The sequence below is a fragment of the Bifidobacterium hapali genome (genome assembly GCF_002259755.1).
In the GTDB taxonomy this organism is placed as follows: Bacteria; Actinomycetota; Actinomycetes; order Actinomycetales; family Bifidobacteriaceae; genus Bifidobacterium; species Bifidobacterium hapali.
This window is the reverse complement of record NZ_MWWY01000024.1, coordinates 60,439-86,436: the sequence shown is the minus strand read 5'-3', so window position 1 is coordinate 86,436 and position 25,998 is coordinate 60,439. Positions and strand designations below refer to the sequence as shown.

The 25,998-nt window shown below is 52.3% G+C and carries 25 protein-coding genes, 1 tRNA gene and 1 pseudogene; 6 read left to right on the top strand and 21 right to left on the bottom strand.

What is annotated here, in order from left to right:
* The 5 genes and pseudogenes from BHAP_RS06170 to BHAP_RS06150 all read right to left on the bottom strand — a co-directional run.
* Window positions 1-271 (bottom strand): annotated as a pseudogene (locus BHAP_RS06170) (integrase catalytic domain-containing protein); the annotation flags it as partial.
* A 247-nt stretch (window positions 272-518) separates the two neighbouring features.
* Window positions 519-1,325 carry an ADP-ribosylglycohydrolase family protein gene (locus tag BHAP_RS06165; RefSeq protein ID WP_094729859.1) on the bottom strand — a complete coding sequence of 269 codons (807 nt, stop codon included), beginning with the start codon at window positions 1,323-1,325 and terminating at the stop codon, window positions 519-521.
* A 57-nt stretch (window positions 1,326-1,382) separates the two neighbouring features.
* A complete protein-coding gene (locus BHAP_RS06160) occupies window positions 1,383-2,855 on the bottom strand; it encodes an RNA ligase (protein ID WP_094729858.1) in 1,473 nt (490 codons plus the stop codon).
* Window positions 2,843-3,709, bottom strand: coding sequence for a metallophosphoesterase family protein (locus BHAP_RS06155; protein WP_094729857.1), 867 nt, complete (start codon window positions 3,707-3,709; stop codon window positions 2,843-2,845). Before BHAP_RS06155 ends, BHAP_RS06160 begins: the two co-directional genes overlap by 13 nt.
* A 499-nt stretch (window positions 3,710-4,208) precedes the next feature.
* Window positions 4,209-4,400 (bottom strand): hypothetical protein, encoded by a 192-nt coding sequence (locus tag BHAP_RS06150; RefSeq protein WP_094729856.1) that lies wholly within the window; start codon window positions 4,398-4,400, stop codon window positions 4,209-4,211.
* A gap of 69 nt (window positions 4,401-4,469) precedes the next feature.
* Here BHAP_RS06150 and BHAP_RS06145 point away from each other — a divergent pair, with 69 nt between their 5' ends.
* Window positions 4,470-4,724, top strand: a complete 255-nt coding sequence (locus BHAP_RS06145; RefSeq protein ID WP_143248749.1) for a hypothetical protein — start codon at window positions 4,470-4,472, stop codon at window positions 4,722-4,724.
* Between the two features lie 159 nt (window positions 4,725-4,883).
* Here BHAP_RS06145 and BHAP_RS06140 read toward each other — a convergent pair whose 3' ends face one another.
* Both BHAP_RS06140 and BHAP_RS06135 read right to left on the bottom strand, forming a co-directional pair.
* Entirely contained in the window at window positions 4,884-6,011 is a 1,128-nt protein-coding gene (locus tag BHAP_RS06140; protein WP_094729854.1) for a branched-chain amino acid aminotransferase, read from the bottom strand.
* A 337-nt stretch (window positions 6,012-6,348) separates the two neighbouring features.
* Window positions 6,349-6,981, bottom strand: a complete 633-nt coding sequence (locus BHAP_RS06135) for a 50S ribosomal protein L25/general stress protein Ctc (protein ID WP_094729853.1) — start codon at window positions 6,979-6,981, stop codon at window positions 6,349-6,351.
* Between the two features lie 216 nt (window positions 6,982-7,197).
* On the opposite strand from BHAP_RS06135, the gene BHAP_RS06130 reads away from it, so the two are divergent.
* Window positions 7,198-8,223, top strand: a complete 1,026-nt coding sequence (locus BHAP_RS06130) for an alpha/beta hydrolase (RefSeq protein WP_244569322.1) — start codon at window positions 7,198-7,200, stop codon at window positions 8,221-8,223.
* 328 nt (window positions 8,224-8,551) lie between these two features.
* Here the strand turns inward: BHAP_RS06130 and BHAP_RS06125 are convergent, their stop codons facing one another.
* The 3 genes from BHAP_RS06125 to BHAP_RS06115 are packed head-to-tail and all read right to left on the bottom strand — an operon-like array spanning window position 8,552 to window position 11,463.
* Complete coding sequence (locus BHAP_RS06125) at window positions 8,552-9,997, bottom strand: NAD(P)(+) transhydrogenase (Re/Si-specific) subunit beta (RefSeq protein WP_094729852.1); 1,446 nt, start codon at window positions 9,995-9,997, stop codon at window positions 8,552-8,554.
* Entirely contained in the window at window positions 9,998-10,300 is a 303-nt protein-coding gene (locus BHAP_RS06120; protein WP_094729851.1) for an NAD(P) transhydrogenase subunit alpha part 2, read from the bottom strand.
* A 23-nt stretch (window positions 10,301-10,323) separates the two neighbouring features.
* Window positions 10,324-11,463, bottom strand: a complete 1,140-nt coding sequence (locus BHAP_RS06115; protein WP_094729850.1) for an NAD(P) transhydrogenase subunit alpha — start codon at window positions 11,461-11,463, stop codon at window positions 10,324-10,326.
* A gap of 272 nt (window positions 11,464-11,735) precedes the next feature.
* On the opposite strand from BHAP_RS06115, the gene BHAP_RS06110 reads away from it, so the two are divergent.
* On the top strand, window positions 11,736-13,769 hold the full coding sequence (locus tag BHAP_RS06110) for an AMP-dependent synthetase/ligase (RefSeq protein WP_094729849.1): 2,034 nt from the start codon (window positions 11,736-11,738) through the stop codon (window positions 13,767-13,769).
* A 298-nt stretch (window positions 13,770-14,067) separates the two neighbouring features.
* Here BHAP_RS06110 and era read toward each other — a convergent pair whose 3' ends face one another.
* From era to BHAP_RS06080, 6 genes are all read right to left on the bottom strand, one after another.
* On the bottom strand, window positions 14,068-15,090 hold the full coding sequence (gene era, locus BHAP_RS06105; protein ID WP_094729848.1) for a GTPase Era: 1,023 nt from the start codon (window positions 15,088-15,090) through the stop codon (window positions 14,068-14,070).
* 1 nt (window position 15,091) lies between these two features.
* Entirely contained in the window at window positions 15,092-16,531 is a 1,440-nt protein-coding gene (locus BHAP_RS06100; RefSeq protein ID WP_094729847.1) for a hemolysin family protein, read from the bottom strand.
* A gap of 149 nt (window positions 16,532-16,680) precedes the next feature.
* Window positions 16,681-17,226 carry an rRNA maturation RNase YbeY gene (ybeY, locus tag BHAP_RS06095; protein ID WP_094729846.1) on the bottom strand — a complete coding sequence of 182 codons (546 nt, stop codon included), beginning with the start codon at window positions 17,224-17,226 and terminating at the stop codon, window positions 16,681-16,683.
* The gene (locus BHAP_RS06090; protein ID WP_094729845.1) at window positions 17,223-18,434 is read right to left on the bottom strand and encodes a PhoH family protein; all 1,212 of its coding nucleotides are present in this window, start codon (window positions 18,432-18,434) and stop codon (window positions 17,223-17,225) included. Before BHAP_RS06090 ends, ybeY begins: the two co-directional genes overlap by 4 nt.
* Before the next feature lie 3 nt (window positions 18,435-18,437).
* On the bottom strand, window positions 18,438-18,776 hold the full coding sequence (locus tag BHAP_RS06085) for a histidine triad nucleotide-binding protein (protein WP_094729844.1): 339 nt from the start codon (window positions 18,774-18,776) through the stop codon (window positions 18,438-18,440).
* Window positions 18,777-18,883: 107 nt separating this feature from the next.
* A complete protein-coding gene (locus BHAP_RS06080; protein ID WP_094729867.1) occupies window positions 18,884-19,678 on the bottom strand; it encodes a 16S rRNA (uracil(1498)-N(3))-methyltransferase in 795 nt (264 codons plus the stop codon).
* 135 nt (window positions 19,679-19,813) lie between these two features.
* Here BHAP_RS06080 and BHAP_RS06075 point away from each other — a divergent pair.
* Window positions 19,814-19,901, top strand: a tRNA-Leu gene (locus tag BHAP_RS06075).
* On the opposite strand, the gene BHAP_RS12130 is transcribed toward BHAP_RS06075, so the two are convergent.
* Window positions 19,860-19,964, bottom strand: coding sequence for an SWIM zinc finger family protein (locus tag BHAP_RS12130; RefSeq protein WP_420807718.1), 105 nt, complete (start codon window positions 19,962-19,964; stop codon window positions 19,860-19,862). The genes BHAP_RS06075 and BHAP_RS12130 overlap by 42 nt on opposite strands.
* Window positions 19,965-19,991: 27 nt before the next feature.
* Here BHAP_RS12130 and BHAP_RS06070 point away from each other — a divergent pair, with 27 nt between their 5' ends.
* Complete coding sequence (locus BHAP_RS06070; RefSeq protein ID WP_094729843.1) at window positions 19,992-20,858, top strand: TrmH family RNA methyltransferase; 867 nt, start codon at window positions 19,992-19,994, stop codon at window positions 20,856-20,858.
* Between the two features lie 129 nt (window positions 20,859-20,987).
* Window positions 20,988-22,259 (top strand): glucose-1-phosphate adenylyltransferase, encoded by a 1,272-nt coding sequence (gene glgC / locus BHAP_RS06065; RefSeq protein ID WP_275542099.1) that lies wholly within the window; start codon window positions 20,988-20,990, stop codon window positions 22,257-22,259.
* Between the two features lie 96 nt (window positions 22,260-22,355).
* On the opposite strand, the gene BHAP_RS06060 is transcribed toward glgC, so the two are convergent.
* The 4 genes from BHAP_RS06060 to sufC form a co-directional block, all read right to left on the bottom strand.
* Window positions 22,356-22,958 carry a metal-sulfur cluster assembly factor gene (locus BHAP_RS06060; RefSeq protein ID WP_094729841.1) on the bottom strand — a complete coding sequence of 201 codons (603 nt, stop codon included), beginning with the start codon at window positions 22,956-22,958 and terminating at the stop codon, window positions 22,356-22,358.
* A 79-nt stretch (window positions 22,959-23,037) separates the two neighbouring features.
* Window positions 23,038-23,586, bottom strand: a complete 549-nt coding sequence (sufU, locus tag BHAP_RS06055; protein WP_094729840.1) for a Fe-S cluster assembly sulfur transfer protein SufU — start codon at window positions 23,584-23,586, stop codon at window positions 23,038-23,040.
* 28 nt (window positions 23,587-23,614) lie between these two features.
* A complete protein-coding gene (locus tag BHAP_RS06050; protein WP_094729839.1) occupies window positions 23,615-24,886 on the bottom strand; it encodes a cysteine desulfurase in 1,272 nt (423 codons plus the stop codon).
* A gap of 303 nt (window positions 24,887-25,189) precedes the next feature.
* Window positions 25,190-25,969 (bottom strand): Fe-S cluster assembly ATPase SufC, encoded by a 780-nt coding sequence (gene sufC / locus BHAP_RS06045; RefSeq protein WP_094729838.1) that lies wholly within the window; start codon window positions 25,967-25,969, stop codon window positions 25,190-25,192.
* Between the last annotated feature and the right edge of the window lie 29 nt (window positions 25,970-25,998).

Sequence of the window (25,998 nt, the reverse complement as noted above, 5' to 3'; positions counted from 1 at the left end):
ACGGCAGATCCATCATCAGCCACACCCGCACCAGCAGCTCGCGCGACTGCTCCGAATACCGTTTCGGCCGTGTCTTCCTGGCCGCCGGCAGCTCGCGCGGCTGCGTGCCGGCCTCGGTGAGCCTGCGCCTCGCGGTGCTTCTGCCGATCTTCAGCACGGAGCACATCTCGTCGAGGATGCGCCCCTTGTCCTTCTTCGATGCCTTCATGTACTCGTCCCTGAACCTCAGGGTGACCTGCCGCTTCGTCGCCATGCTGATCTTGCCTTCCATACGACAAGCCAAACAGGACCGGTACCGTTCGCGCTCATTTCCGATGAGGCACCACTAGCCATTACGCGCTCAAAAAACGTGAGTCACGTCGGTCACCACCTCACTTTCTTAAAAACTATATAATCGAGGTTCATGCTTTCACCCAGATACTGTTCAACAATGGCATCATGACATTGTTAATGAATCAACCATAGTAGGCAGTAGTTTCGTTACATTTATCATTAATGCATCTCGCATATCGCGCATGTTATGAGAACAGACAGGATTCGATGATTGATTTGCCGCGCAGTGTGCTAATCCATTCGCTAGGAATACCTTGCGTACCGTATACGATGCCAGCTAATCCACCTGCTACAGCCGCCGTAGTATCCGTATCAGCACCAAGATTTACCGCTTTAAGTACGCACTGTGCGTATGAATTCGTGGTCATCAAACACCATACCGCTGCCAGCAGCGTGTCTAGCACGTAACCTCCGGATCGAATCTTAGAAACCGGCAATGTCGCAACATCCTCTCGTACCACAGCTGACTTGCGCAAAGCCAGTTCTGCAGTATCACCGTTAATGAGACACCGTGCAAAAGCAACCAAACGGACACACGCGTCCGTACTAGTCGGATGCGCGTGCGTAATCGCACTCACCGCACGTATCTCTTCATCTGAAGCCGTAGTGAAAGCAAGCGGAATCGTACGCATGAGTGAACCGTTGCCATTGTCATACTCGCCATCGCAACCGTGTCCTTGAATAAGCGCCTCGACTGTAGTGTTACCGATATCAAACAGCCCATCAACCGTGTACGAACCATACCGATACCATGATTCAAACCGCTGCCGCATATCGCTGGTATCAATATGACCATCATTGACACGAACAGAATCGCATATCGCGAGCGCCATACTCGTGTCGTCGCTCCACGTACCAGCCGGTTGATCATGTGTGCCGTGCCCTGTCATGCCTGTGGCGTGGAAACTGCCACGCATCTTGAATTCGTACGGCACGCCCAGCGCATCGCCTATAGCTTGTCCGTATATGGCATCTTTCAATGTTGCGGTCATCGTTGTCCTTATCTCAGTTCGGTTTGTTGACACGAATATGTCTTTGTGTTGGACGGACTAACATTGTTCTCGTCCATGTTGCTCATTCTGGTTGATTTTTGTGAGAATCTCGCCGACTTTGGTCATGTCGACGTCACGTTCGCCGAACGCTTGACGCTCATAGGTGAGGTCCATGTTGTGATCATGCGCATAATCAATTACAGCTCGCGCCAGATTAGCGGTTTCGCCAGTTTTGTTCAGCGAGCGCCCGCGTAATATAACGCGCTGCAACAACGGACGGAGCGACTTGACCAGTCGGTAGTGGTCGGACTTCACTTTTACCATCCAACCGTCAGCAAAGTACAGGACAACGCCTTCACGGTCGGTTTGCCGCGCGTCTGCAATCGACCGCGCAATCTCCTGTGAACAGTGGCATATCGACACCACATCAGGTCTTGCAAAACCGCCGATCATAGCGAACTGAGACTCATGGTCATAGTCAATGGCGAACGCTTCTTGATTGCGAATCAGGTGCAACAGGCGCAATTCTGAACGTTCGTAGCCGACAATATGCCGATCTGACTCCCTATCCAACACCTCGAACGCAGCGGTAACATCCCACGCATGAAGTAGCTGCCACAGCTGCTCTCGAACGGCTAGGTCGGACGGAAATAGCCGTTCAATCAGCGACGAGTAATCAGTTTGTCCAGATTTCGACCAAAAACGGAACTGTCCTTGTTGCGAGGCGGCACCGATCAAGCCGAGAAAGCCGTTCTCCTTACGCTCCACTCGCACAGGAAACGCATCAGGATGCGCGTCACCGTAAGCAACCACCTTGTCGAATGTTGTCTGTTCGGTCTCGTCCACAGCGAAGAACTTTTCGAAACCACGTTGCACGACGCGACCATTCGAATCGACGAACAGTCCACGCGCGTTGATCGTACGCTCATTCCACCGCCCTTTACGAAACGCTTCCGGCGTGAAATTACAGGCGAATACGTCCGTCTCTCCACGCACCGGCACAACTCGCACATACGGGTCGGCACGCATGCGTTCGAGCAGATTGCCATTCGAGTCTCCGGGAGCGAGTGGTCGGAACATCACCGTATGGAACCGCTTCCATGACGTGCGAATATAGTCCTCAGGCACACGATCCGATTCGGCTCTACCAGCATTGCGCCGTAACAGTTCGTCCAACGGAACGTCAAAATCTTGTGTCTGCCACAATGCCCCGTGCTGCACCGCAAGACGTGCCAATTCGTTCGCATACATGGGATTAACATGTTGAGCGTCGGCTACCACATCCCAGCCGGCGTCGAGCGCGTCGGCAACCATATGTCGTCCCATCGCGACCACGAGATCCTCAAAATGATGCCCATACTTATGACGCAAACGGTCGCGATTTTCCGCAGACCCGGCAATCGCCAGACGAATCGCATCGAGCGACACCACACAATGCGGCCACGTATTGGACGGATCGCTCGCCCACTCACGAGCCCATGTCGACTTGCCAGAAGCCGGCAATCCGCGCAGAATAATCAGCTTTGCCATGAACACTCACCACCTTCTGCGTTCGGAATCCTGTTGTTCGATGCGGAATTCGTTTCCGCAGCTGGCTCTGGGAACGAAGGCATGTCCAGTTTCGGCACAGACGAACTAGCAGACGTATCACCTGCCCCTTGGCCGGCAGTGCGATGCTTCACTTCGCGGAACCATGCGGCAACCTGTGTTTGCGATACCGGCGTGAGATTCCACGCGTCCAGTCCGACGTTCAATGCTTCCGGACGTGCTCCTGCCGGCGAAAGCTGGTGCGTGTGACCGTACAGCAGTTTGTGCCCGTCGAACGGCAACGCCTGATCGTGGAAGCGCACCGCGTCGTCAGGCCAGCTGTACGCAAGATCCTCCCGATACGGGAAATGCGACAGGTTGACGATTTCGACGCGGTCAGATTCTGTTTCATTGAAACCGGTCAGCTCCACTGTACCGTTCGGTTCGATACTTTCAAACAGGTTGAGCGCCGGCTTGTCTGCCATCCACCAGTCGTCGTGGTTGCCGATAATCGCATGCAAGTGCTGGCATCGCAGCTGACGCAAGCAATCCTTCACATGGTTGATGGACGTGCGGTATCCGATATCACCGAGAATCCAGAGTTCGTCATCTTCGCCAACCTGCGTATTGATGTTGGCAATGACCGCGGCATCATGCGCATCCGTATCAGCCGCCTTGCGAAAGTTGAGCCGGGAATCGTCCAGCACAATCTGCTTAGCCCAGTCTTCGGCGGCCTTGCGTCCCTGTTCACGTAAAATATGCGTGTACTGAGCCCGATCTGGATCAAATGTAGTGAATCCGCGTAATACCGTGACGAGCGGATGGCCGAAATGCGTGTCCGTGGTGAAATACTTCATGATTACCTCTGTTTCATGGTGTTGATTGTGTTGTGTTGATTGTGTTACCGCATTGGGCTCAGACCATATCGTGATGTATCAGATACTATCAAACCAGCGATGAGCATCCTCTTTTACCCATTACAGCCGGCGATCGCTTGAATAGTCAACAGCTGCGCAGACGCCTGCGATCAACACGTATGACGTTTGCGACTTATCGTCGATTAAGTACGAAGTAGATTTAGCGGACGACTATTAGTACTGGTATTACTGGCTGCGTTTTAGCAGATCGACAGGCGAACAGTATGCGCTGCTGAATCTTGCTGAGCTGGTTTTCGATACGTTTGGACAGCGTCAACAGCACATTCTGCTGGCGCAGCATGCGACCACATCCAGTCGTAAATCCAAACTGACAACATCTTTATGAGTCTCCCAAATCGTTTCAGCCAAAGCCCAAGATAGATGTCATCGAAAACGAGCGGAGGAGCAATGGCTCTCCACTCAGGCAAGGTTTGTCCACTCATGAGTTCTCAAGCATTCGCAGCGCGTTCGGCCATGTTTTGCCGACATGATCGATTTCATCTGCCAATGTACCATCCATAACGTTATCGATCGTTCCATCGCATGACGAATTAATCAGGTCATTAGTGATCGCATTATTGGCATTCGGTACGTATACGCTCTTCCATTCAATATGCTTCGCTAATTGCACTCGCTCACCTAAACACTACTAGGAAACAGCTTCGTCTCAACCGCTTCACCCTGCTATATACTCATAGTCATGAAACTGCCAAAGTTGTCTACCATGTACTTGATCGTAACCGTAATTAACGCCCTATCCACTATCCTTGCTGTGATAGACCGAGATCCTGAGAACCGACATGATACGTATCGCATCGCAGCACGCGGACTTAACACATGCATGTGGGCTGTGCTTGCCGTTGCCTATTTCTACCACGAGAAGGAAGAACAAGAACACGAGAAAGACTACGACGGCAACGATGCTTGCAGCACTGAAACGGCGATCTCCAAGTAATCATCTGACCAAGCGATTACCACAGCCTCGGACAGGAATGAAGTAGCGCCCCTGCGGAGCGCGCCGAGAGTTGGTGAGCGCTTAAGTGAAAGCCCCGTGGAACCAGTACGATTCCATGGGGCTTTCACTTAAGCGCTCACAAACGAATCATTAGCGCTGTCAGCAGACTTTCCACATCCAATTGTGCGGATCGTCGATCTCGCCGAGCTGGATACCGAGCAGCTCGTTACGCAAAGCAACAGTCAGCTCGCCAGAACCGCCGTCAGCAACGGTCACATCGAACTTTTCGGACTTGAAACGTCCGATCGGCGTAATGATAGCCGCAGTGCCGCAAGCGAACACTTCGGTAACCTCACCGGACTTGATGTCCTCAAGCAGCTGGTCAAGCGCAATCATGGTCTCGACTACGTCGTGTCCCTTGTCCTGCAGCAGCTGGATCAGCGAGCGACGGGTCACGCCCGGCAGAATGTTGCCGGTCAGTGACGGGGTCTCGACATGACCGTCCTTGTGCACGATCATCATGTTCATGCCGCCAAGCTCCTCAAGGTAGGTCTTGGTAGCCGCATCAACGAAGCACACCTGCTGGCAACCGTTGGCAATACCCGTATACTCGCCGAGCAGAGAAGCCGCATAGTTACCACCGCACTTGGCGAAACCAGTACCACCAGGGCCAGTACGGAACCACTTGTCTTCAACCCAGATGCTTACCGGCTTAACACCGCCCGGGAAGTACGGACCAGACGGAGAAGCAATCACACAGTAGTCCACTTCTTGCGGAGCGCGCACGCCGAGGAACGGCTCGGAAGCGAACATGAACGGACGCATGTACAGCGTGTACTCACGACGAGATGGCACCCAGTTCGCATCACGCTTGACAAGAGCCGCGACAGAACCGAGGAAATCGTCAATCGGCAGTTCCGGTAGGTACAGACGCTTAGCCGAGTTCTGGAAACGCTCAGCATTCGCATCCGGACGGAATAGCCACGTGGAACCATCAGCGTGACGATAGGCTTTAAGGCCCTCAAAGCACTCTTGCGCGTAGTGCAGCACGGATGCACCCGGGTCCATCTTGAGCGGTGCGTACGGCTCAATACGACGATCGGACCAGCCTTCGCCCTTGGTCCACGTCATGTGAGCCATGTTATCGGAGAACACCTGTCCGAACGCCGGCTTGTCGATAAGCTCCTGACGCTTAGCATCGGACGCCGGATTATCGTTCGGCAGCACGGTGAACGCTTCGGTGAGCTTGTCCAGCGCCGCGGAATCGTGATGAGATTGTTCAGTCATTGCTAACTTCTTTTTATGACAGATGCCTGTTGCGACTGTCGTTATGCTGTGCGTGTCACAACCGGCATGTGCTGGTAAATACAAGCCGGCGCTTCTGGCACCGGTTCTGGTTGTTACTCTCTCACACACCCAGCGTGTCAGGTGTGCGACATTTCACATTATGAATACTCGATGTTGCTGATGCTAGGCCAACGTTCAGCCACTTGCACCGCATCGACTTCTATTGGCACATCAAACAAACAAAATCAGTACACTATAACGAAATAACAAAGTCCGCACGAGTGTATCTCGTACGGACTTGTATCATTCATCGTCCGCCAACTGCCGGCGGAATGAATCACTTAGCGTCGGCAGCCGGAGCAGCGGCGGCAGCATCAGCCGGAACGGCAGCAGCATCAGCTTCCGGAGCAGCGGTGGACTCGGTAGCATCTTCCGGCACCTCAACGGTGACGACAGACTCTTCGAGATCATCCATATCGAGTTCGACACCTTCCGGCAGAACAACGTCCTTGAGCAGCACCTTGGTGCCGTCGGTCATGCCGTCCACGTTGATCACGATCTTCTCCGGCAGGTTCGCCACATCGGCGCGAACCTTGAGCTCCTGCACGTCGACGAACGCGACAGCAACGCCCTTCGGGGTGCCTTCAACGAACACCGGCACTTCAACGTCGATCTTCTCGCCAGCCTTGACCTCGTAGAAGTCAATGTGCTCAACGATACGCTTGAGCGGGTTGCGCTGCACGTCCTTAACGACGGCCAACTTGGTCTGGTCGCCGAATGCGATGGAGAACAGTGCGTTGGTGTGACGCAAGGACAGGGTGGTTTCCTTCATCGGGAGCTTCACGAACACCGGGTCTGCGCCGCCTGCGTAGATGGTAGCCGGAATCTGCTTGGCAACGCGCATACGGCGTGCAGCGCCCTTACCGAACTCGTCGCGGACTTCGCCCTCGAGCTTAATAGTGGTAGCCATAATGGTCTCCTTGGTTAAGTGTTACTTGTCGTTCTGTCTGTTTGACGCCACGACGCGCCGCAGAACACACTCCAAGGAGTAAGTCATACGCCGAGTCGATTACGGAAAATATCGATCCTTACAAGGCTGTATTTTCCCTCGCCAAAGCAACAGCAACCTAGTATACACGCAGCGCAGACATGTCACGAATATACGTGGATAGAATGGTAGCAGAGTATGTTTTCCAAGCGAATCGAGGTTGCAATGAAGCAGGTTACACGTCGTCTACTGGTTGCCGCAGGAGCTGCCGTAGGCGCAACAGGATTATTATACGGTGCAGGCGAGTTTCTCTTCCGTTTTACGATTGATACTCAGTTTCCGTGGTCAATGATGAAACTCGTGAAAACAGGTAGAGTCAAGGGCGCTGATTTAGCTGGCGCACATCATGATGCAGATGAGGAGACTGAAGCTGCGCGATGGTTTGCTGAGTCGAAGCAGCCAGTGACGACGTTTAGTAACGATGGCTTGAAACTACATGGTTGGCTGCTTGATCCTGATTGTGTGAATCCAAAACCGCATCTTTACGCGATTTGTGTTCATGGATATACGGGCGTGCCGGACGAGATGGCAAAGTATGCGCATCGGTTTGCTCGTCTTGGGTTTACGGTGTTGGCACCTGCAATGCGCGGCCATGAGTTAAGTCAAGGCCGATATACTGGCATGGGCTGGTTGGAGCGTCGTGATCTGATGGCGTGGATTCGGCTGATTGTCGAAAGCGATCCTGATGCGCGGATTTTGCTTGATGGACTGTCTATGGGTGCGGCATGTGTGATGATGACGGTGGGTGAGCCGGATTTGCCGCGCAATGTGGTAGCGGCGATCGAGGACTGCGGATATTCATCTGTATGGGATCAGTTCTTGTATAACGCGAAGGGCATGTACCATCTGCCGAATAAGTTCTTAGCGATGCCGATAGTTGAAACCATGAGTATGGCATGTCGCCGCACTGCGGGGTATGGGTTTAAAGAAGCGTCGAGCGTTGCATCATTGAAACGTGCGACTATTCCTATGTTGTTCATTCATGGTGATGCGGATACGTTTGTCGATCCGTCGTTTTTGAGTCGTAATTATGAAGCATGTGCGAGTATTCATCGTGAGCGGTTACTCATACCGGGAGCGGGTCATGCGATGAGTGCCAGTACCGCGCCTGATTTGTATTGGCGCAAAGTAACTCGTTTTGTTCGTGACACGTTCGAGCTATAAATGCACCCCACGAAGGCGCATCTGTGCGTGGCGGTTTTCTCTCACTTAGACCACTGTCAGTGAGAGAAAACCGCCACGCACTAGGAGGAGCAACGTTAAGTCTCCCACAACGCAGATAACGCTCCGTCAGTTGATTAATGAGAACTCATTGCGTAATGCGCGCGTCGGCAAGGCGCACCGAGGGAAGCTGTACTAAGTACAGCGACCGAGGAGCAACAAGGTCACTACATTCACTGGAATTAATCAACTGACGAGTGCGGTATCAAGGCGCGGGAGACGAAGGCGTACAAAGGTACGTCGAGTCTCCCGCAACGCAGATAACGCTCCGTCAGTTGATTAATTCCTTGACGGCTGCGATGACGGATTGTAACCCCTTCTTCGCGTCACCGAATAGCATCTGCGTGTTGTCGGTGAAGTACAGCTCGTTTTCAATGCCAGCGTAGCCTTTGCCACGTCCTCGTTTCATGACGACGACGTGTTGGGCTTTGTCGACGTCGAGGATTGGCATGCCTGAGACGGGGGTGCCTGGGCGGCGTGCGGCGGGGTTGGTAACGTCGTTAGCGCCGACGACGAGGGCGACGTTGGCGGATGGAAACTGTGGGTTGATGTCGTCGAGATCGACGAGTTCTTCGTATGGCACGTTGGCTTCGGCGAGGAGGACATTCATGTGGCCTGGCATGCGTCCGGCGACGGGGTGGATAGCATATTCAACTTCAACACCGTGCGCTTTGAGTAGTTCGCCGAGATCGGCGAGTTCGCGTTGGGCTTGGGCTTGTGCGAGACCGAAACCGGGAACGAAGATGACTTTGTCTGCGTAGACAAGTTGCACGGCAACATCATCTGCTGTGGTTTCTTTCATGGTGCCTTCTGGCCCTTCTGCATCACCAGCAGCACCGGAACTACCGCCGAATCCGCCGGCGAGCACACTCATGAGTGGACGGTTCATGGCTTTGCTCATGGCGAGCGACAAGGTCACACCTGCTGCACCGACGAGTGCACCGGCGACGATGAGCGCAATATTGTTGATTGCTAGACCACTCATGGCAACTGCGGTTCCAGTGCAGGCATTGAGTACGGAGATGACAACGGGCATGTCGGCACCGCCGATGGGGATAACGAATACAAGTCCGTATCCGAGGGCGAATACCGTGGTCAAAATGCACCATAGAACCGCGTTGGACGGCTGAATGCACAGCATCACAAAGGCAATAATCGTCAGTGCAATGAGCGCAATATTCCATACGCCTTTAGCTGGCAAAGTCAGTTTGCGTAAGAATTTGACGCCCTGCAGTTTGCCGGCAGCTACCAGTGAGCCAGTGAACGTGACTGAGCCGATCATAATGCCGAGTCCAGCGGTGATGAGCACTACTAGTGTGGGCAGTCCGTCTGAGTTGAGGATATCGTTCAAAGCAACGAGCGCTGCCGCTCCACCACCTACGGTGTTGAAGATGGAGACAAGCTGTGGCATGTCAGTCATTTTGACTGTTTTCGCACTCCATACGCCTGCGATCGCACCGATAGCGATGCCAACAATAAGTAGCACTACAGCAATGCCATGTTGGAATCCGTTGGCGATTTCACCAGCGAAGAGCACGATGAATGCCATCACGCAAGCCATGATCATGCCTGCTGCGGAGATCATATTGCCTTGCCGTGCGGTTTTTGGTGAGTTCATGAGGTGCAAGCCGATCACGAACATAACGGCGGCCAACAGGTAGACAAACCATTCGATAACACCGAGTGGCGTGCTCAGTGTCTGTGCGAGCGTACCCATTTACTTGACCTCCTTGTCTTTGTCAGACTTGTCAGACTTGAACATTTCGAGCATGCGATCAGTAACCACGTAACCGCCAACGACGTTCATTGTGCCAAGTACTGCGGCTAGGAAGATAAACACCCAAGCGAGCACGCTCGTAGCATGTGCGGCTACGATAACGACACCGACGATAACGATGCCGTGGATGGAGTTTGCTCCTGACATAAGTGGTGTGTGCAGGGTGGCTGGCACTTTGCCGATGACTTCAACACCGATGAGCAGCGCGAGAACGAATAATGTGATCGCTACGACGATATCCATAATGATTGTTTCCTTTGCTCTAGTCACGCTTGTGTTGCCGTAACGGAACGTCCGGCGACGATGAGTGCATCATCGAGTTCGTCGCCTGTTTGGACGGTCAGCTTGCCGTCTCGAATGAAGTGGACGAGTACATCGGCGACATTGCGTGCAAGTAGATTAGCTGCTGTATTCGAGACTTCACTGGCTAAGTAAGGTGCACCGATGATGGTGACACCGCCGTCAGTGACCTGCTTACCAATTACAGATCCTTCGACATTACCGCCGAGATCGCTCGCTGCACAGTCGACAATTACTGCGCCACGCTTGAGCCCATCGACGCCAGCTTTGGTGAGAAGTACCGGGGGTTTGCGACCGGGCACTTTGGCGGTGGTGATAATAACGTCGAATCCTGCAGCTTTTTCGTCAACCGCAGCCTGCTGGGCAGCTTGCTCATCGGCGCTGAGAGCGCGTGCGTAACCACCTTCGCCTTGTCCTTGAGAAAAGTCGAGACCGAGATCAAGGAATTTTGCGCCAAGTGATTCAACTTCTCCACGTGAGGCTGGTCGCACATCATACGCGGTAACGACAGCACCAAGACGACGTGCCGTACCAATCGCTTGTAGACCTGCGATACCAGCTCCGAGAATGAGTACTTTAGCTGGTCGTATCGTGCCTGCAGCAGTGGTCATCATGGGAAAAAATGATCCGTACGCATCAGCTGCAAGAAGCGCCGCCTTGTATCCCATCACTGAATTCTGTGATGTCATCTCGTCCATTGACTGCGCGGAACTGAGCTGACGTGGTAGTTTTTCCATACCAACGCCGATCAAACCAGCGTGATCGAGCGCGTCAATATACGCAGTATCAGTGAACGAGCCAAGCATACCGATTACCCATGTTCTAGGCCGCAATCGTGCAAGTACGTCAGCAGATGGGCGATCTACGAATCCGAGCGCATCAGCGTTGTCGATTACCTCATCAGCGCTCAGTACACGCGCACCAACCTTCGTGTAATCATCGTCCGTATAGTGAGCAGCTAATCCTGCTCCTCGCTCGATTACACAAGACACGCCAGCTTTGCGTAATCGTGTGACGATATCTGGCGTCAAAGCAACACGAGACTCGTGTTCTGACGTTTCGTCGAGTACACCGAATGTCACGGTGGATTCCCGGGTTTCAGCCATGAGACCCCTTTCTTTTTAAGCGATCATTGCTTACACTGACCTAAGTGTAGCGAGTTGACAGAATTTGTGATGTTTTATCCCACGTTGTGGAGTGATGACTAGCAACTGATTGCTCGCGTCAATTATGCGTATATCACAAAAGCACTCGTTGAATCACATGTCAATAACACTCTCCTTACGCTACCGTAAGGTGACGTGTGCATGAAGAACGATTAAGATGTAAAGATTGATCGACCATTGAAGTGGTCCGCACAACGTCAAGGAGAGTTTTCGTGTCCGTCATCACCTCATTGAACAAACAAGCGGCCAGCCTCGTGCAGAAGGCTCTGCGTCTGGGGGGTGACTTCGTTCACCCGATCAGCGACGACACATCCGACGCGCCCGATTACATCTCTCCTGACGAGATTGTTGAGGGCAATCGCGCACTGCCGCACAGCGATGAATGGGGTCCGGGTTATCCGACCACTACGTTTATTGATCCTGCGAATGGATTACTTACTGCTGAAACTGCCGGCAATCCCCCGCTGGATGAGCATACGACGATTTACAGCGTGTATGAGGATCGTGCTCAGCGCATGGGTGATGAACCGCTCTACACGTTTAAGTCGAATGGCGAATGGGTTACTAAGAGCGCTAACGAATTCCTTGCTGAAGTTCGCCAAGTTGCTAAGGGTTTGATTCATTATGGTCTGAAGAAAGGTGATGCGGTTGCGTTCATGTGCCGCACATCGTATGAGTGGGATTTAGCTGATGCAGCGATTATGGCTTGCGGCGGCATACTCGCGTCGATTTACGATACCGATTCTGCTGAGCAAATTCGTAACATCGTCAACAATTCTGATGCGCGTCTGCTGATTGTGCAGGATACTGCAATGCGAGACAAGGCGGATGGTGCTATCGAAGACTGCCCGTCGCTGGAGCATATTATCTGCATTGAAACTGGTGGTCTTGATGAAATCGCAGCATACGGTAACTCAGTGAGCGATGATGAACTTGATGAGCGTATTAACTCGCTTCGTAAAACTGACTTGTGCTCGATTATTTACACATCCGGTTCTACATCCGCGCCGAAGGGCGTGGAGATGACTCATGAGAATTACTGTACCGATGCGTTCAATCTACGCGACTACATGCCTGATTTGTTGAAGCATGACAAGAACGGTTCTATTCTGCTGTTCCTACCGCAGGCGCATACGTTTGCGCGCGCGATTAACTATATTTGTGTGGCAAGTAGCTTGCGTATTTATATTGCTACCGGTATTAAGACGCTGATCGCAGATCTTCAAGTCGCAAAACCGACAGTAATGATTGTGGTTCCTCGCGTGTTGGAAAAGGTGTACAACGCGGCTTCTCAGAAGGCTGGTCATGGTGCGAAGGGTGTTGTGTTTGCGGCAGCAGTTACCGCAGCCCAGCAGTATATGAAAGAGGTTAGCGAATTCGGTAAGGCGAAGACACTCACTGCTATGCGCCGTGCCTCGTTCGACCCGATTGTTTATCAGTCGTTGCGAGAGGCGCTAGGTGGTCGTGCCAAGTGGATTGTTTCCGGTGGCGCGCCGCTTGACCCAGAACTCATGAACTTCTTCCGTGGCGCTAATATCCCGGTGTATGAGGGTTATGGTTTGACGGAGACCACTGCTCCTTGCGCGTTTAACCCGCTGGGTGTGCCATTCCATGAGGGTTCGGTCGGTGTGCCGTTCCCGAGTTTCAAAATTCGTATTGCAGACGATGGCGAGATTCAGGTTGGCGGACCGGTAGTCTTCCATCGCTATCACAAGAATGATGAGGCGACTGAGAACGCGTTCACTGCGGACGGTTGGCATGCGACCGGCGATCTGGGTCGCCTTGACGACGATGGATTCCTGTATATTACCGGACGTAAGAAGGACCTCATTATTACCGCTGGCGGTAAGAATGTGGCTCCGGGCCCGATTGAAGAAGTGATTCAGCGCTGCGAGTTTGTATCTCACGCGCTGGTGCTTGGCGATAAGCGACCGTTTATCTCAGCGTTGATCACGCTGGACGAAGAAACTTTGCGCCCGTGGCTTGAATCGAAGGGTCTTGACCGTAACATGTCGCTTGAGGATGCGGCAGGCAATGCGGCCGTACGTGCTGAAGTACAGAAGTGGGTTGATCAGGCTAATGAAGGTGTTTCTCGCGCTGAATCGGTGCGTAAGTTCATTATTCTGCCTGAAGATTTCACTCAGGAAAATGGTCTGATGACTGCTTCACTCAAGGTGATTCGTCCAAAGGTAATTAAGCGTTACGCAACCCTGCTCAACACGCAGATGTACATTAAGCGTAAGTAATGTGCGAAAGTAGCTATACATTGCTGCTTTCATTGTCGTAAAGCAATGAAAGCAGTTCCCCTTGTCAGCACGTTGCCTACAAACAGCGGAGCTGTTTGTAGGCAACGTGCTGACAAGGGGAACCAACAAACTGCCCGCCAAGCGCGTCCATAATTGCAGGGGAGCCAGCTATCACACTAGAATCCTAATTTTTCCAACTGCTTAACTGAGCCGTTAAACAGACGGTCCAGCGGACCGTCTGTAGGCGAAGTGAGCGGCCGCGACAGCGAGCCACGAAGCGAGCCTAAAGTTGGAGAAGCTAGAATCCTAGCTTCTCCAACTGCTTAGGATCGGACTGCCAGCTTTTAGCAACTTTCACATGCAGGTCAAGACGAGCCTTGCCGCCAACGATACGGTTCACTGGCGTGCGCAGCTTTTTCTTGACTCGCACTAAATGTTCCGCTCCCCTGCCAATAATGATCGGCTTTTGCGAATCACGCTCCACATATACCGATACCATCACCTGAATCTTGCCGTCGTAAGATTCTCCAGACTCGTTGTCCTGCGGATATTCAATCGAATCAACAACAACAGCTAGCGAATGCGGCAACTCATCATCCAACTCTTCAAGGAACGCGCCACGGACCAGTTCAGCAATCGTCTCTTCAGGACGTTCCTCGCTAATCTGATCTTCCGGATACATTTGCGGACCTTCAGGCGTGTGATCGATCAGTACATCACGTACTTCGTTGAGATTGTCATGTTCCAGCGCACTAACCGGCACAATGTCAGAGAAGTCAGCAAACTCATTAATCTCAATAAGTTTGTTGATGAGCTGTTCACGATTCAATTCGTCAATTTTTGTGACGATCGCAATCAGCGGCACTTTCCACTTGAACGTACCATCATCGCGCTTAACCGCAAAATCAGCACGCAACCTACTCAAGATACGCTTATCACCCGGGCCAATTTCCTGATCAGCTGGTAGCAAAAACGCCACAACATCTACTTCAGACAGTGACTCTTCGACGATATCGTTCAGTCTTTGTCCGAGCAATGTACGGGGACGATGAATGCCAGGCGTGTCAACGAGTACAAGTTGCGCATTATCAGTAGTTAAGATACCGCGAATGGCTTTACGCGTTGTCTCCGGACGAGATGACGCGATAGCGATCTGCTTGCCGATTAGTGCGTTAATAAGCGTTGACTTGCCGACATTAGGCCGACCGACAACAGCCACAAACCCCGAACGGTACGGCTGCTCACCCTGAACTGGTTCACTTACTGATGCTCCGTTATTCAGGTCTGTGTCGTTAACAGGCTGTTGTTCGGTGTCGCTCATATTACTCCTTGTCGTCATCGCGGCTTGTGTGTTCTTTACTGTCTGATTCACTGCCATGTTTTGCTGCGGCATCATCCGTTGAACCGCCATCTTCCCTGACGCCCTCGACGTGCGCCGGCTCGACAACGATCGTGGACACCTTTTTACGCCGTCCAGCAGAGTCCACAGCAGTCAGTCTCAAACCGCGTGTCACCGCCGACGCACCAACAATCGGCACGCGTCCGATCAGCTTGGTGAGCAGACCATACACGGTATCAACATCATCTTCATCGATATCGATCTCGAAAATTTCTTCTAAATCAGCGATAGGCGTACGAGCCGGCATACTCCACTTATTCTCACCGATTTTTTCCGGTTCGGCATGCTGCGTACGATCATGCTCATCTTCAAGTTCGCCAACAATCTGCTCGATCGTGTCTTCGATCGTCACCAAACCTGCAATACCACCATATTCATCCACGACAACTGCAACATGCTGACGAGTACGCTGCATTTCGTGGAACAAATCATCGACAGGCTTTGACTCAGGAACAAGCATCGGCTGGCGAATAATCGTATCGACCGTGCGGCTAATAGCGGATGGGTTAAATGCAGTCGCGCGCACAGCATCCTTAAGATATGCGATACCGATCAAATCATCCACATCGTCACCGATTACGGGAACACGTGAGAATCCAGATCGAGAACACAGCTTCAGCATGCTCGCAAGCGTCTGCGTACGCTCAATGCAAATCATATCGGTGCGCGGCACCATAATTTCGCGCGTAAGCGTCTCCGACAAGGTCAACACATTACGCAGCATCTCGGAAACTTCCGGATCAAAATCGTTCGCTTCAACGAGCCGATCAATAGTAGCGCGACCTTGTTCGAGCTGAATTTTCTCAAGCTCTTCATCATCCGACAAATCCGAATCCTTGTCGCGTTTCTTTGGATCGTGTTGTCCACCAATGCGGGCGAATGGTGTTAGCCATGTGACAACCGAAACCAGAGTGGCGCGTCCAAGCATGATATCAACTGGCTTAAGCACGCCCGCTGATCGTGGACGAACCAAAATAGACACCACGCCTACAATAACTGCGAACACAACGCCAGCCAGCAACTCAGCCCACATCGGTACGGAGAATAATGCAGCAATACACGTCACCAGTACGCCGTCGAGTACGTTGCACGTAATGCGGAAGAACGCACATGAGCCAGCAGTTGCATACCGGTCAGCAATTAAATGCTGTACTTTGTGAATACGACTGATTTTTTTCATCCGCAAAAACTGCGATGTTTCCGAATCAGTCTGTACTTCAAGGATGAGATTATTCAAGCTCGCTCTAGTCACACGAGATACCGCGCCTTCAGCTGCAGCTAACGTCAGAGAAAGCCACACGAGTAAAGCAGCTACGAGAATAAGGATTACGGTCAGCACTATCGCCGACGTGTCGGAAGGCATCTTCATTCCTTACAGGTTGATGAGTCGATATAGGTAGGTTAGTTGGTTCTTATGGATAGATAGTAACCCATTCGCATCACGACTGGCATATCAAACATCGGACTTACGGTTATGCCAGATTATGCCAGTCGCGTACGCAGGGCAGCGGGTTAGTGACCGAGTTGACGATTGGTTCCATGAATACGATCATATTCAGCGAGTACATCAACAGTGCCAGCAGGTAACACGACTGGATCTCCGATAGTACGTCGCACAGCAATGAACGTGAGCAGTAACTGACGTTGAAGGCCGAACATTTGCCGTTCCTGTTCAGGACCAACATGATCATAGCCAAGCAAGTGCAGAATACCGTGGATAGTGAGCAGTAACATTTCTTCAAGTGTGCTATGTCCGGCAGCTGCAGCTTGTTGAGCGGCAACCCACGGGCAAATCACGATGTCACCGAGCACACCTTCGATGACCGTTTTGCCGTCTCCAGGACGTAACTCGTCCATCGGAAAACTCATGACATCGGTTGGTCCTTCGAGGTTCATCCACCGTTCGTGCAACGAGGCAATTGGCTCAGGATCAACGAACATAATCGTGAGATCTGATTGCGTGCTGACGTGCATCTGATCCATCACCCATATGCCAAGATCGGAGAACACTTTGGGATCGATAGTCCAAGGAGTTTCGTTAGTCACGTCGACGCTCATCGTGTGGTCTCCTTTCCGGTATTGCGTTCGTCAGCTACATCAGCATACGAAACCGGTCGTAATCCACGCTGTTTCGCATCGCCATACTCACGACGAGCTTTGGTACTGTGGTCTCCGGCAATAGCCGAATGATGTTCGTAAGCAGCAACAATCTGACCGACAAGACGATGACGAACCACATCCGCTGCTTCAAGATGAGCGAACGCAATGTCATCAATACCGTCGAGGATGTGCTCGATAGTAGCGAGACCAGATCGTGGCACGGTGAGATCAACCTGCGTAATATCGCCAGTAATCACCATCGTGGTATTAAATCCAAGTCGTGTCAAGAACATCTTCATCTGCTGTTCAGTGGTATTCTGCGCTTCGTCAAGAATCACGAACGCATCGTTCAATGTACGGCCACGCATATATGCGAGCGGTGCGACTTCGATCGTACCGTCATCCATAAAACGACGTAACTGATCAGCACCAAGCATATCTGACAGAGCATCGTAGAGCGGGCGCAGATACGGATCGACTTTCTCATTCAACGTGCCCGGCAGAAAACCAAGGTTCTCCCCCGCTTCCACAGCTGGACGAGTCAGAATAATGCGCCGAATCTTACGCTCCTGAAAAGCCTGCACTGCTTTCGCCACAGCTAAGTATGTTTTACCGGTACCTGCGGGACCAATGGCAAAAGTGATGGTATGTGACGAAATCGCGTTGATATAAGCAATCTGACCAGCCGTTTTGGCTCGTACTGGCACACCAAGCGCATACGTAATCACACCGGGTACGCGAGGCTTGCGTTGTTCAGAGGTATCCACAGTATATCCATCCGTTTGCACAGACTCAGTGTGTGCGCTAAACGTCGCTCGCGAGGATCGCGGCATATGCACGTCGTGCCGCGTATCCTGTCTCGTGGCTCGCTCGTGTCGCACGCGGTTAGGAAGCACTTGCTGTTCGAGCATACGGCGAACCGTATCGGCATCCATCGGCGCAGTGTATGCAGCTCGGATGATCGTGTTCACGGTATCCTCAGCTTGAGCAGCCTGAGATTCAGTCTGCTTACCGTGTGACATGATTGCGATGCGATTGCCACGTACGATGATCGTCAGATCAGGGAATGCGCGTTCCACCTCGCGCAGCACCTCGTCAACCGGGCCAAGCACCGCGACTGGATCGAGTTCGGACGGGATAGTGATAGTTCGTGTCGTCGTTGCCACAGGCTACTCGTCCAGCGTCTCACCAGTGAGCACATGTGCATGCACGTGGAATACCGTCTGCCCAGCATCAAGTCCAGTGTTGAACACTAAGCGGTATGCACCGTGGAATTCCTTATCGGCGATCGACTGCGCAACCTCGACGATATGCGCAAGCTCAGCCGGATCAGCCCCAGCAAGCTCAGCCACATTCGTGTAATGCGTACGCGGCACGATCAGCACATGTACCTTAGCCTTCGGATTGATGTCCTTAAACGCATACGTAGTGTCATCCTCATACACTTTGGTACTTGGAATGTCGCCTGCGATGATCTTGCAGAACAGGCAGTCCGTAGACTCGCTCATATTGCTCCTTCATTCGATTGCTGTATCGTCTCTAATGCTATTGCGCAGGGTGGTCGTTTGTCGCATTGCAACACGTATGTGTACCACATATGGCAATAATCAGTTGATCACATACGGCCGAGCGCGCGTGACAGCAATGTCAGTGCCACTGGACCGGCAAGTGATGCACGCAGAATAGTGGTACCGAGCACACATACGTGAGCTCCAGCGTCACGAAATGCGGTTATTTCATCATCACTGATACCACCTTCTGGGCCGACCACCACATTGATCGTGCGCGAGCGGCCATCGTCAAAACACTGATCAGCAAGATTTCGCGCGAGCGTTTCAATACCATCCCACGTATCAGTCGCATCCTGATGCAGTACTACCACGAGATCGCCGTGTACGCAGGCACGACGGCAAATAGCTACCATTTGACGGCTGGTAATACAGTCAGACAGCTCAGGCATCCACGTACGTCGCGATTGTTCTGTAGCGGCAGCAAGCGTTTGATGCCATTTGCGATCAGTACGACCATCTTTCCACTTGGCAATCGAACGGTCAGCTTGCCAAGGAATAACCTGATCCACACCAATTTGCGTAGCAGCGTCGATGGCTTGCTCATCATGACCGGTTTTCGCCAGCGCCTGAATCAATGCGAGCTTCGCAACCGGCTGCGGTTCGCGACCAACTTCACGTACTTCAGCTACACCAGCAGTAGCATCAGCAATTACTGCACGAACGCGCAACCCTGCGCCGTCAGACAGATCAAGTTCGTCACCGTCAGATAATCGCATCGCTTGAATGGCATGTCGCTTTACTGAGGCTGGCAACGTGATTTTCCACCCTGTATTGAGTTCGTCGCTATTGACCGGCACGTCATCACGCTCAGGATCGAGAAGAAACAGAGGATTTGTCATGAACACTAGGCTACACAATCCCTGCAACGATTCATACATCGTTGCAAATACTTGCGACACGCCGAAGAGCATCCACGATTTGACGATCGGATTATCGATGGTAAAGTATCTACTCGTTGTCTGAACAACGCACTCGTCCGGGTGGCGGAATGGTAGACGCGCTAGCTTGAGGTGCTAGTGCCTATTTTATACAGGCGTGTGGGTTCAAGTCCCATCTCGGACACGAGCAAGACCCCGTGGAAACACGGGGTTTTCTTGTATTTACAGCATTATCAATACTCAGCATCACTGCATTACAGCGGAGGTTCAGCACATGCGCTTCATCACCATCGATTCCATCGACGACGAGCGTGTCGCAGCATACACGAATCTCACAGAAATCCAGTTACGCAATCGACTCGAACCAGAGAAAGGATTATTCATTGCCGAATCCCCCAAAGTAATCGATCGAGCGCTTGCTGCCGGACGCGAACCAATCTCATTGCTCGTCGAAGAGCCGTGGATCGAAGGCATGACTGACACCTTCGACTTCGTAGACGCACACTGGGGCAATGATATTCCCGTGTATGTTGCCTCCCCCGAACAGCTCAAACAGTTAACCGGTTACCGTCTGCATCGCGGCGCACTGTCAGCAATGCGACGCTGGCCGTTGCCTTCTGTCGCTGATGTTTGTGCTGGAGCACGACGTATTGCTGTGATGGAAAATATTGTTGATCACACGAATGTCGGCGCACTGATGCGCTCTGCCGCGGCCCTCGATGTCGACGCTGTGCTTGTTACGCCATCGTGCGGAGATCCGCTCTACCGACGTGCAGCTCGCGTGTCAATGGGCACGGTGTTTCAGATTCCGTGGACGCGTATTGACAGCGAGTCACGACACGCGTGGCCATTCGATGGACTCAAACAACTGCATGATCTCGGCTTTACTACAGTGGCGATGGCACTAACTGACGACTCAATCAGTCTCGACGAACTCGTTCGTCGGCTCAACACCAATTCTGACGCTCCAGACTATATTGAGCGGCTTGCATTGATCTTCGGGACTGAAGGTGACGGACTGAGCCGTCATACGATTGCCAACGCTGATCTGACCGTGAAGATTCCGATGAGTCACGGCGTCGACTCACTGAATGTTGCCGCATCAAGTGCCGTTGCTTTCTATTCGACTAGAATTCGCTAAAAAGTCATGCAAGACTTGCGACATGCCAGCGCGGCTACCTTGCGTGTCGCCGAATTTGTGCGAGTATTGACATGACACCCATACGAAGAAGCGTGGGTACAAGCAGTTCGGTGTCGCAAGACGCTGTGGATGACCAAAAGAGAGGAGCATCAGATGGCGAAGAACAAGCAGAAGATTCTGTCTATTGTCTTAGCGGGCGGTGAAGGAACTCGCCTGATGCCATTAACCCGTGATCGTGCGAAACCCGCAGTCCCCTTCGGAGGCGTGTTCCGTCTGATCGATTTCCCGCTGAGTAATCTGGTGAACTCTGACTACCGTCATATCATCGTGCTCACACAGTACAAGTCACATTCGCTGGACCGTCATATTTCCCAAATGTGGCGTTTCTCCTCACTGCTGGGCAATTATGTCTCCCCTGTACCGGCTCAGCAGCGTCTTGGCAAGCATTGGTATCTCGGCTCTGCTGACGCCATTTATCAGACGATCAATATTATCGAAGACGTGCAGCCTGACATCGTCGTGATTGTCGGTGCGGACCATGTGTATCGTATGGACTTCGGCCAAATGGTCGAACAGCATATTGCGTCAGGAGCTGAATTCACCGTTGCAGGTATTCGTCAGCCGCTTGCTCAGTCGAACCAGTTCGGCGTGATTAGCGTAGACCCTGACCACCCGAACCAGATTCGTGAGTTCCAAGAAAAACCAGCTACTACTGAAGGTTTGCCCGATGATCCGAACTCATTCCTCGCTTCAATGGGTAACTATGTAGCCAACACGGATGCCCTGTTCGATGCGCTTGCCAAGGATGAGAAAGCCGAAGACACTAAGCATGATATGGGCGGCGATATCGCTCCGTACTTCGCAGCACGCGGCGAGGCTGGCGTATACGATTTCAACTCGAATATTATTCCAGGCGCCACGCAGACTGACCACGCGTATTGGCGTGACGTGGGTACGCTTAAGCAGTTCTACGATGCGCATATGGACTTGATCGCCTATGTGCCAGAATTCAACCTGTACAACCAAGCTTGGCCGATTTACACTGATTCCGGCACGTTGCCTCCTGCAAAGTTCGTGCATGCTGGTCGCGATCGTCTCGGCCACGCCACCGATTCGATCGTCTCCCCCGGCGTGATTGTCTCAGGCGGCGAAGTACACCACTCTGTGCTTTCGCCAAATGTGCGCATTCATTCGTGGGCACAGGTGGTCGATTCCGTGCTCTTCGACGGCGTGATCATTAACCGTCGTGCACGCGTCTACAAGGCGATTCTCGATAAGAACGTCGTACTCACCGAAAACTCGACAGTTGGTATCGACACTGAACATGACCTCGAACGCGGCTTCACAGTGACTCCGGAAGGTATTACTGTCGTGCCGAAGGGTACTGTCGTCGACGACTAGCCATGCGATAGCACGGCATGAGTTGAGACTCATATGAGAAGCCCCCGACTTCAGGTCGGGGGCTTCTCATATTTCTCAATAGCGAGAAGTATACACTCAGTACTGCGGCATATTGTCGAAATTGAATCCGAGAGCTGCTAACTGATCACGACCTTCTGGCGTGATCTTGTCAGTGGTCCAACGCGGTTGCCACGTCCAATCAATACGGAATTCTTCAACTAATCCAGCTAAGGTACTCGCACACTCATCTTCAATGAGATCGGTTAACGGGCAAGCTGGCGTTGTCAAAGTCATCGTAATAATTGCACGGCCCAGCTCATCGATTTCAATACCGTATACAAGGCCCAAATCGATGACATCAATGCCCAATTCAGGATCAATAACCTGATGCAGAGCTTCCTTCACATCCTCAGCCGTGGCGCGACCGATATCATCAACAGCTTTGAGTGGAATATCATCTTCACTACTGTGTTCACCTTCATGACCACATTCATGCTTTGGATGACGACCACATGCACACATCTCGACAGACCCATCTGTATTATCCACCGTTTGAACCGGTGACGGATGTCCATTCGGGAAGCCGGCAGCCAGTTTTGGATTGGCCATCACGCGACGTGCGGCCTCCTCGTCGCCCAGTACCTCATTCACCGCGTCGAACACCGACGATTCGGGTTCGGGCACTAGATTGTCGCTCATATCACTCCAAACGTTGTATAGAACTCTTGTGCTCTTCAATATACTCCGGCTCCCCATATAACAGAGGAGCCGAAAATGATTATTTCGCAGCCAGCGCTTTAGCTACCGAGTCGCGCATGCCTTCCCAGCCGAGCAGTGCGCATTTGATACGCATCGGATACTTGGAGACACCTTGGAAAACAACCGCATCCTCAAGTTTCTCTTCCTTAGCGTCATCGTTAAGACCCGCTCCGCGAGACTCCATGAGCTCATGAAAATCACGGAACAGCTCCATCGCCTCATCTACGGTTTTCCCTGCGCACAGATCAACCATAACCGACAAGCTGGCTTGAGAAATAGAACAGCCGTGACCATCCCAGACAAGTCGTTCAATACGGTGCGGCTCAGCATCGGAAACCTCCGCATGAACAGTCGCTTCATCACCGCATGTCGGATTAAACTGATGAGATTCACCCGGCGTGCAGTACTCATGTGAAGCTCGTATCGTGGTGTTCCCCGCCTGAGCACCATGCTCAGACGATATATCAGGCGCGAACGACTCTTTGCCATGCGGATCACGCGCAGCTTCGAGAATAACCTCCTGATACATCTGTTCGAGGTCGTCGCCACTCATACCAAAATCACTCATACTTTAATACCCTAATATAGTAACGATTTCACGCTTTAAAGAACGGACGAACCTTTGCGACCGCATCAACCAATGCCTGCGCATCAGCAACCGTATTATAAACGCCACTCGATGCACGATTAGAAGCGTACAACCCGAAATGACGATGTACCGGCTGAGCACAATGGTGACCAACGCGAATAGCGATACCCTGAGCGTCGATAAACTGACCGACATCATGCGGGTGCACGCCAGCTACGTCAAAAGCGACAGTGCCGATACGATCCACGTTCTCACGAGGACCGAGAATGCGCACACCATCAATATCACCGAGCTTAAGCAGTTCGGCAGCAATCGTACGCTCATGAGCCTCGATATTTTCCATACCGATAGCCATCATCCAATCGGCAGCGACTCCTGCCGCCACGACCTGCGCAACCGGCTGAGTACCAGCCTCAAATCGTGCTGGAGGCTCCATATACTGCGCCGGCTGATCCATCCACGCAAGTTCAACCATTGAACCGCCAAAGTTCGCCGGTGGCAACGCTTCAAGAAGCTCACGCTTGCCATAAAGGAATCCAACACCAGTCGGTCCATACATCTTATGCGCACTCCATGCCGCAAAATCGACATCAAGCGCATGGAAATCAACCTTGAGATGCGGCACAGACTGGCATGCGTCGAGAATAAACACAGCCCCCACTTCATGTGCGCGACGCACAATCGGAGCGATATCAGTAATCGCACCCGTAGTGTTGCCCACATGCGTGATAGCGACAACTTTAGTCCGTTCAGTAATAACCTCGTCAGCCGTATCAGAGCGAATGCGACCATCTTCAGTCAGATCAAACCACTTCAGCGTCGCACCAGTACGATACGCAAGTTCTTGGAACGGCAGTAACACTGAATGGTGTTCCGCTTTGGAGACGACAATCTCATCACCGGGCTTCAACGCGAAACGCTTGGCAGCCTCTCCCCCACGTCCAAGGCTCGCATTACCAAACGCTGTAGCCAGCAGGTTCAGACCAGCAGTCGCACCACCAGTGACAACAACCTCTTCCTGACCTTCCTCAGCATTCGCACCGACCAAATGAGCAACTTTGGTGCGAGCTTCTTCAAACGCTACCGTCGAACGAGCAGCCAACTCATGAGCACCACGATGCACACCAGCGTTGATCGTGCGATAGAACTCAGCTTCCGCATCAATCACGCACTGCGGCTTTTGCGATGTCGCCGCCGAGTCAAGATACACCAGCGGATGCCCGTGAATCTCCTGATCTAAAATCGGGAATTCTTCCCGAATCGCTGCAAAATCAACCATTCATTCCCCCTTACGATGTCCATGCCTATGCTCAGTCACTGTAATTTCCAGCGGTGACCGCGGGGAATGGAGACATGTGTATCGTGACACGCTCCGGGCCGCTCGGCCAAGTCTTACGGTCACAATACACATATCTCCATTCCCCGCTCACTTATTACACAACCGTTGCGTATTACTGATATCTCAATCGTATTACGTAAGCTGTTAAGCTGTCTACGTTACAGAGCGTGTGGTCGAGAACAGAACATCCTGACCACACGCGGCAACCCTTGAGACTATAACTTACGAAGGTAAAGCCCAGCCTCAGGCTAGTGCGGACTCGGAGTCAGCACCTTCAGGCAGATATTCGTCGTAGCCGTGCTCTTCAAGGTAGTCAGCGAGCTCAGGACCACCGGTCTTGATGAAGTGACCATCCGCGAATACGTGCACAATATCCGGCTTAATGTACTTCAAGATGCGCGTGTAGTGCGTCACCATAAGGATACCGAAATTGTTGGCCTCCTTGGCGCGGTTCACGCCTTCGGACACGATGCGCAGAGCATCGACGTCAAGACCGGAGTCAGTTTCGTCGAGAATTGCGAACTTAGGCTTGAGCAGTTCGAGCTGCAGTACTTCGGCACGCTTCTTCTCACCGCCAGAGAAACCTTCATTGACAGAACGAGTAGCGAACTTCGGGTCCATACGCAGCCGCTTCATCGCTTCAGACAGTTCCTTGGTCCATGTGCGGATAGCCGGAGCTTTGCCATCGATCTCGGTCTTTGCAGTGCGTAAGAAGTTGGTCATCGATACGCCTGGCACTTCGACCGGATACTGCATGGCAAGGAACAGACCTTCCTTAGCACGCTCATCCGGAGTCTGCTTCAAAATATCAACACCATCGAGCAGCACTTCGCCGGAGTCAACTTCATACTTGGGATGGCCTGCGAGTGTGTAGGCGAGCGTAGACTTACCGGAACCATTCGGTCCCATAATGGCGTGCGTTTCACCCGAGTTGACAGTCAGGTTCACGCCTTTGAGGATCTGCTTACGGCCTTCCTTAGTTTCAACGGAGGCGTACAGGTCCTTGATTTCCAGAGTGGACATTAGATTCTCCTGTTTGCTAACGATAAACG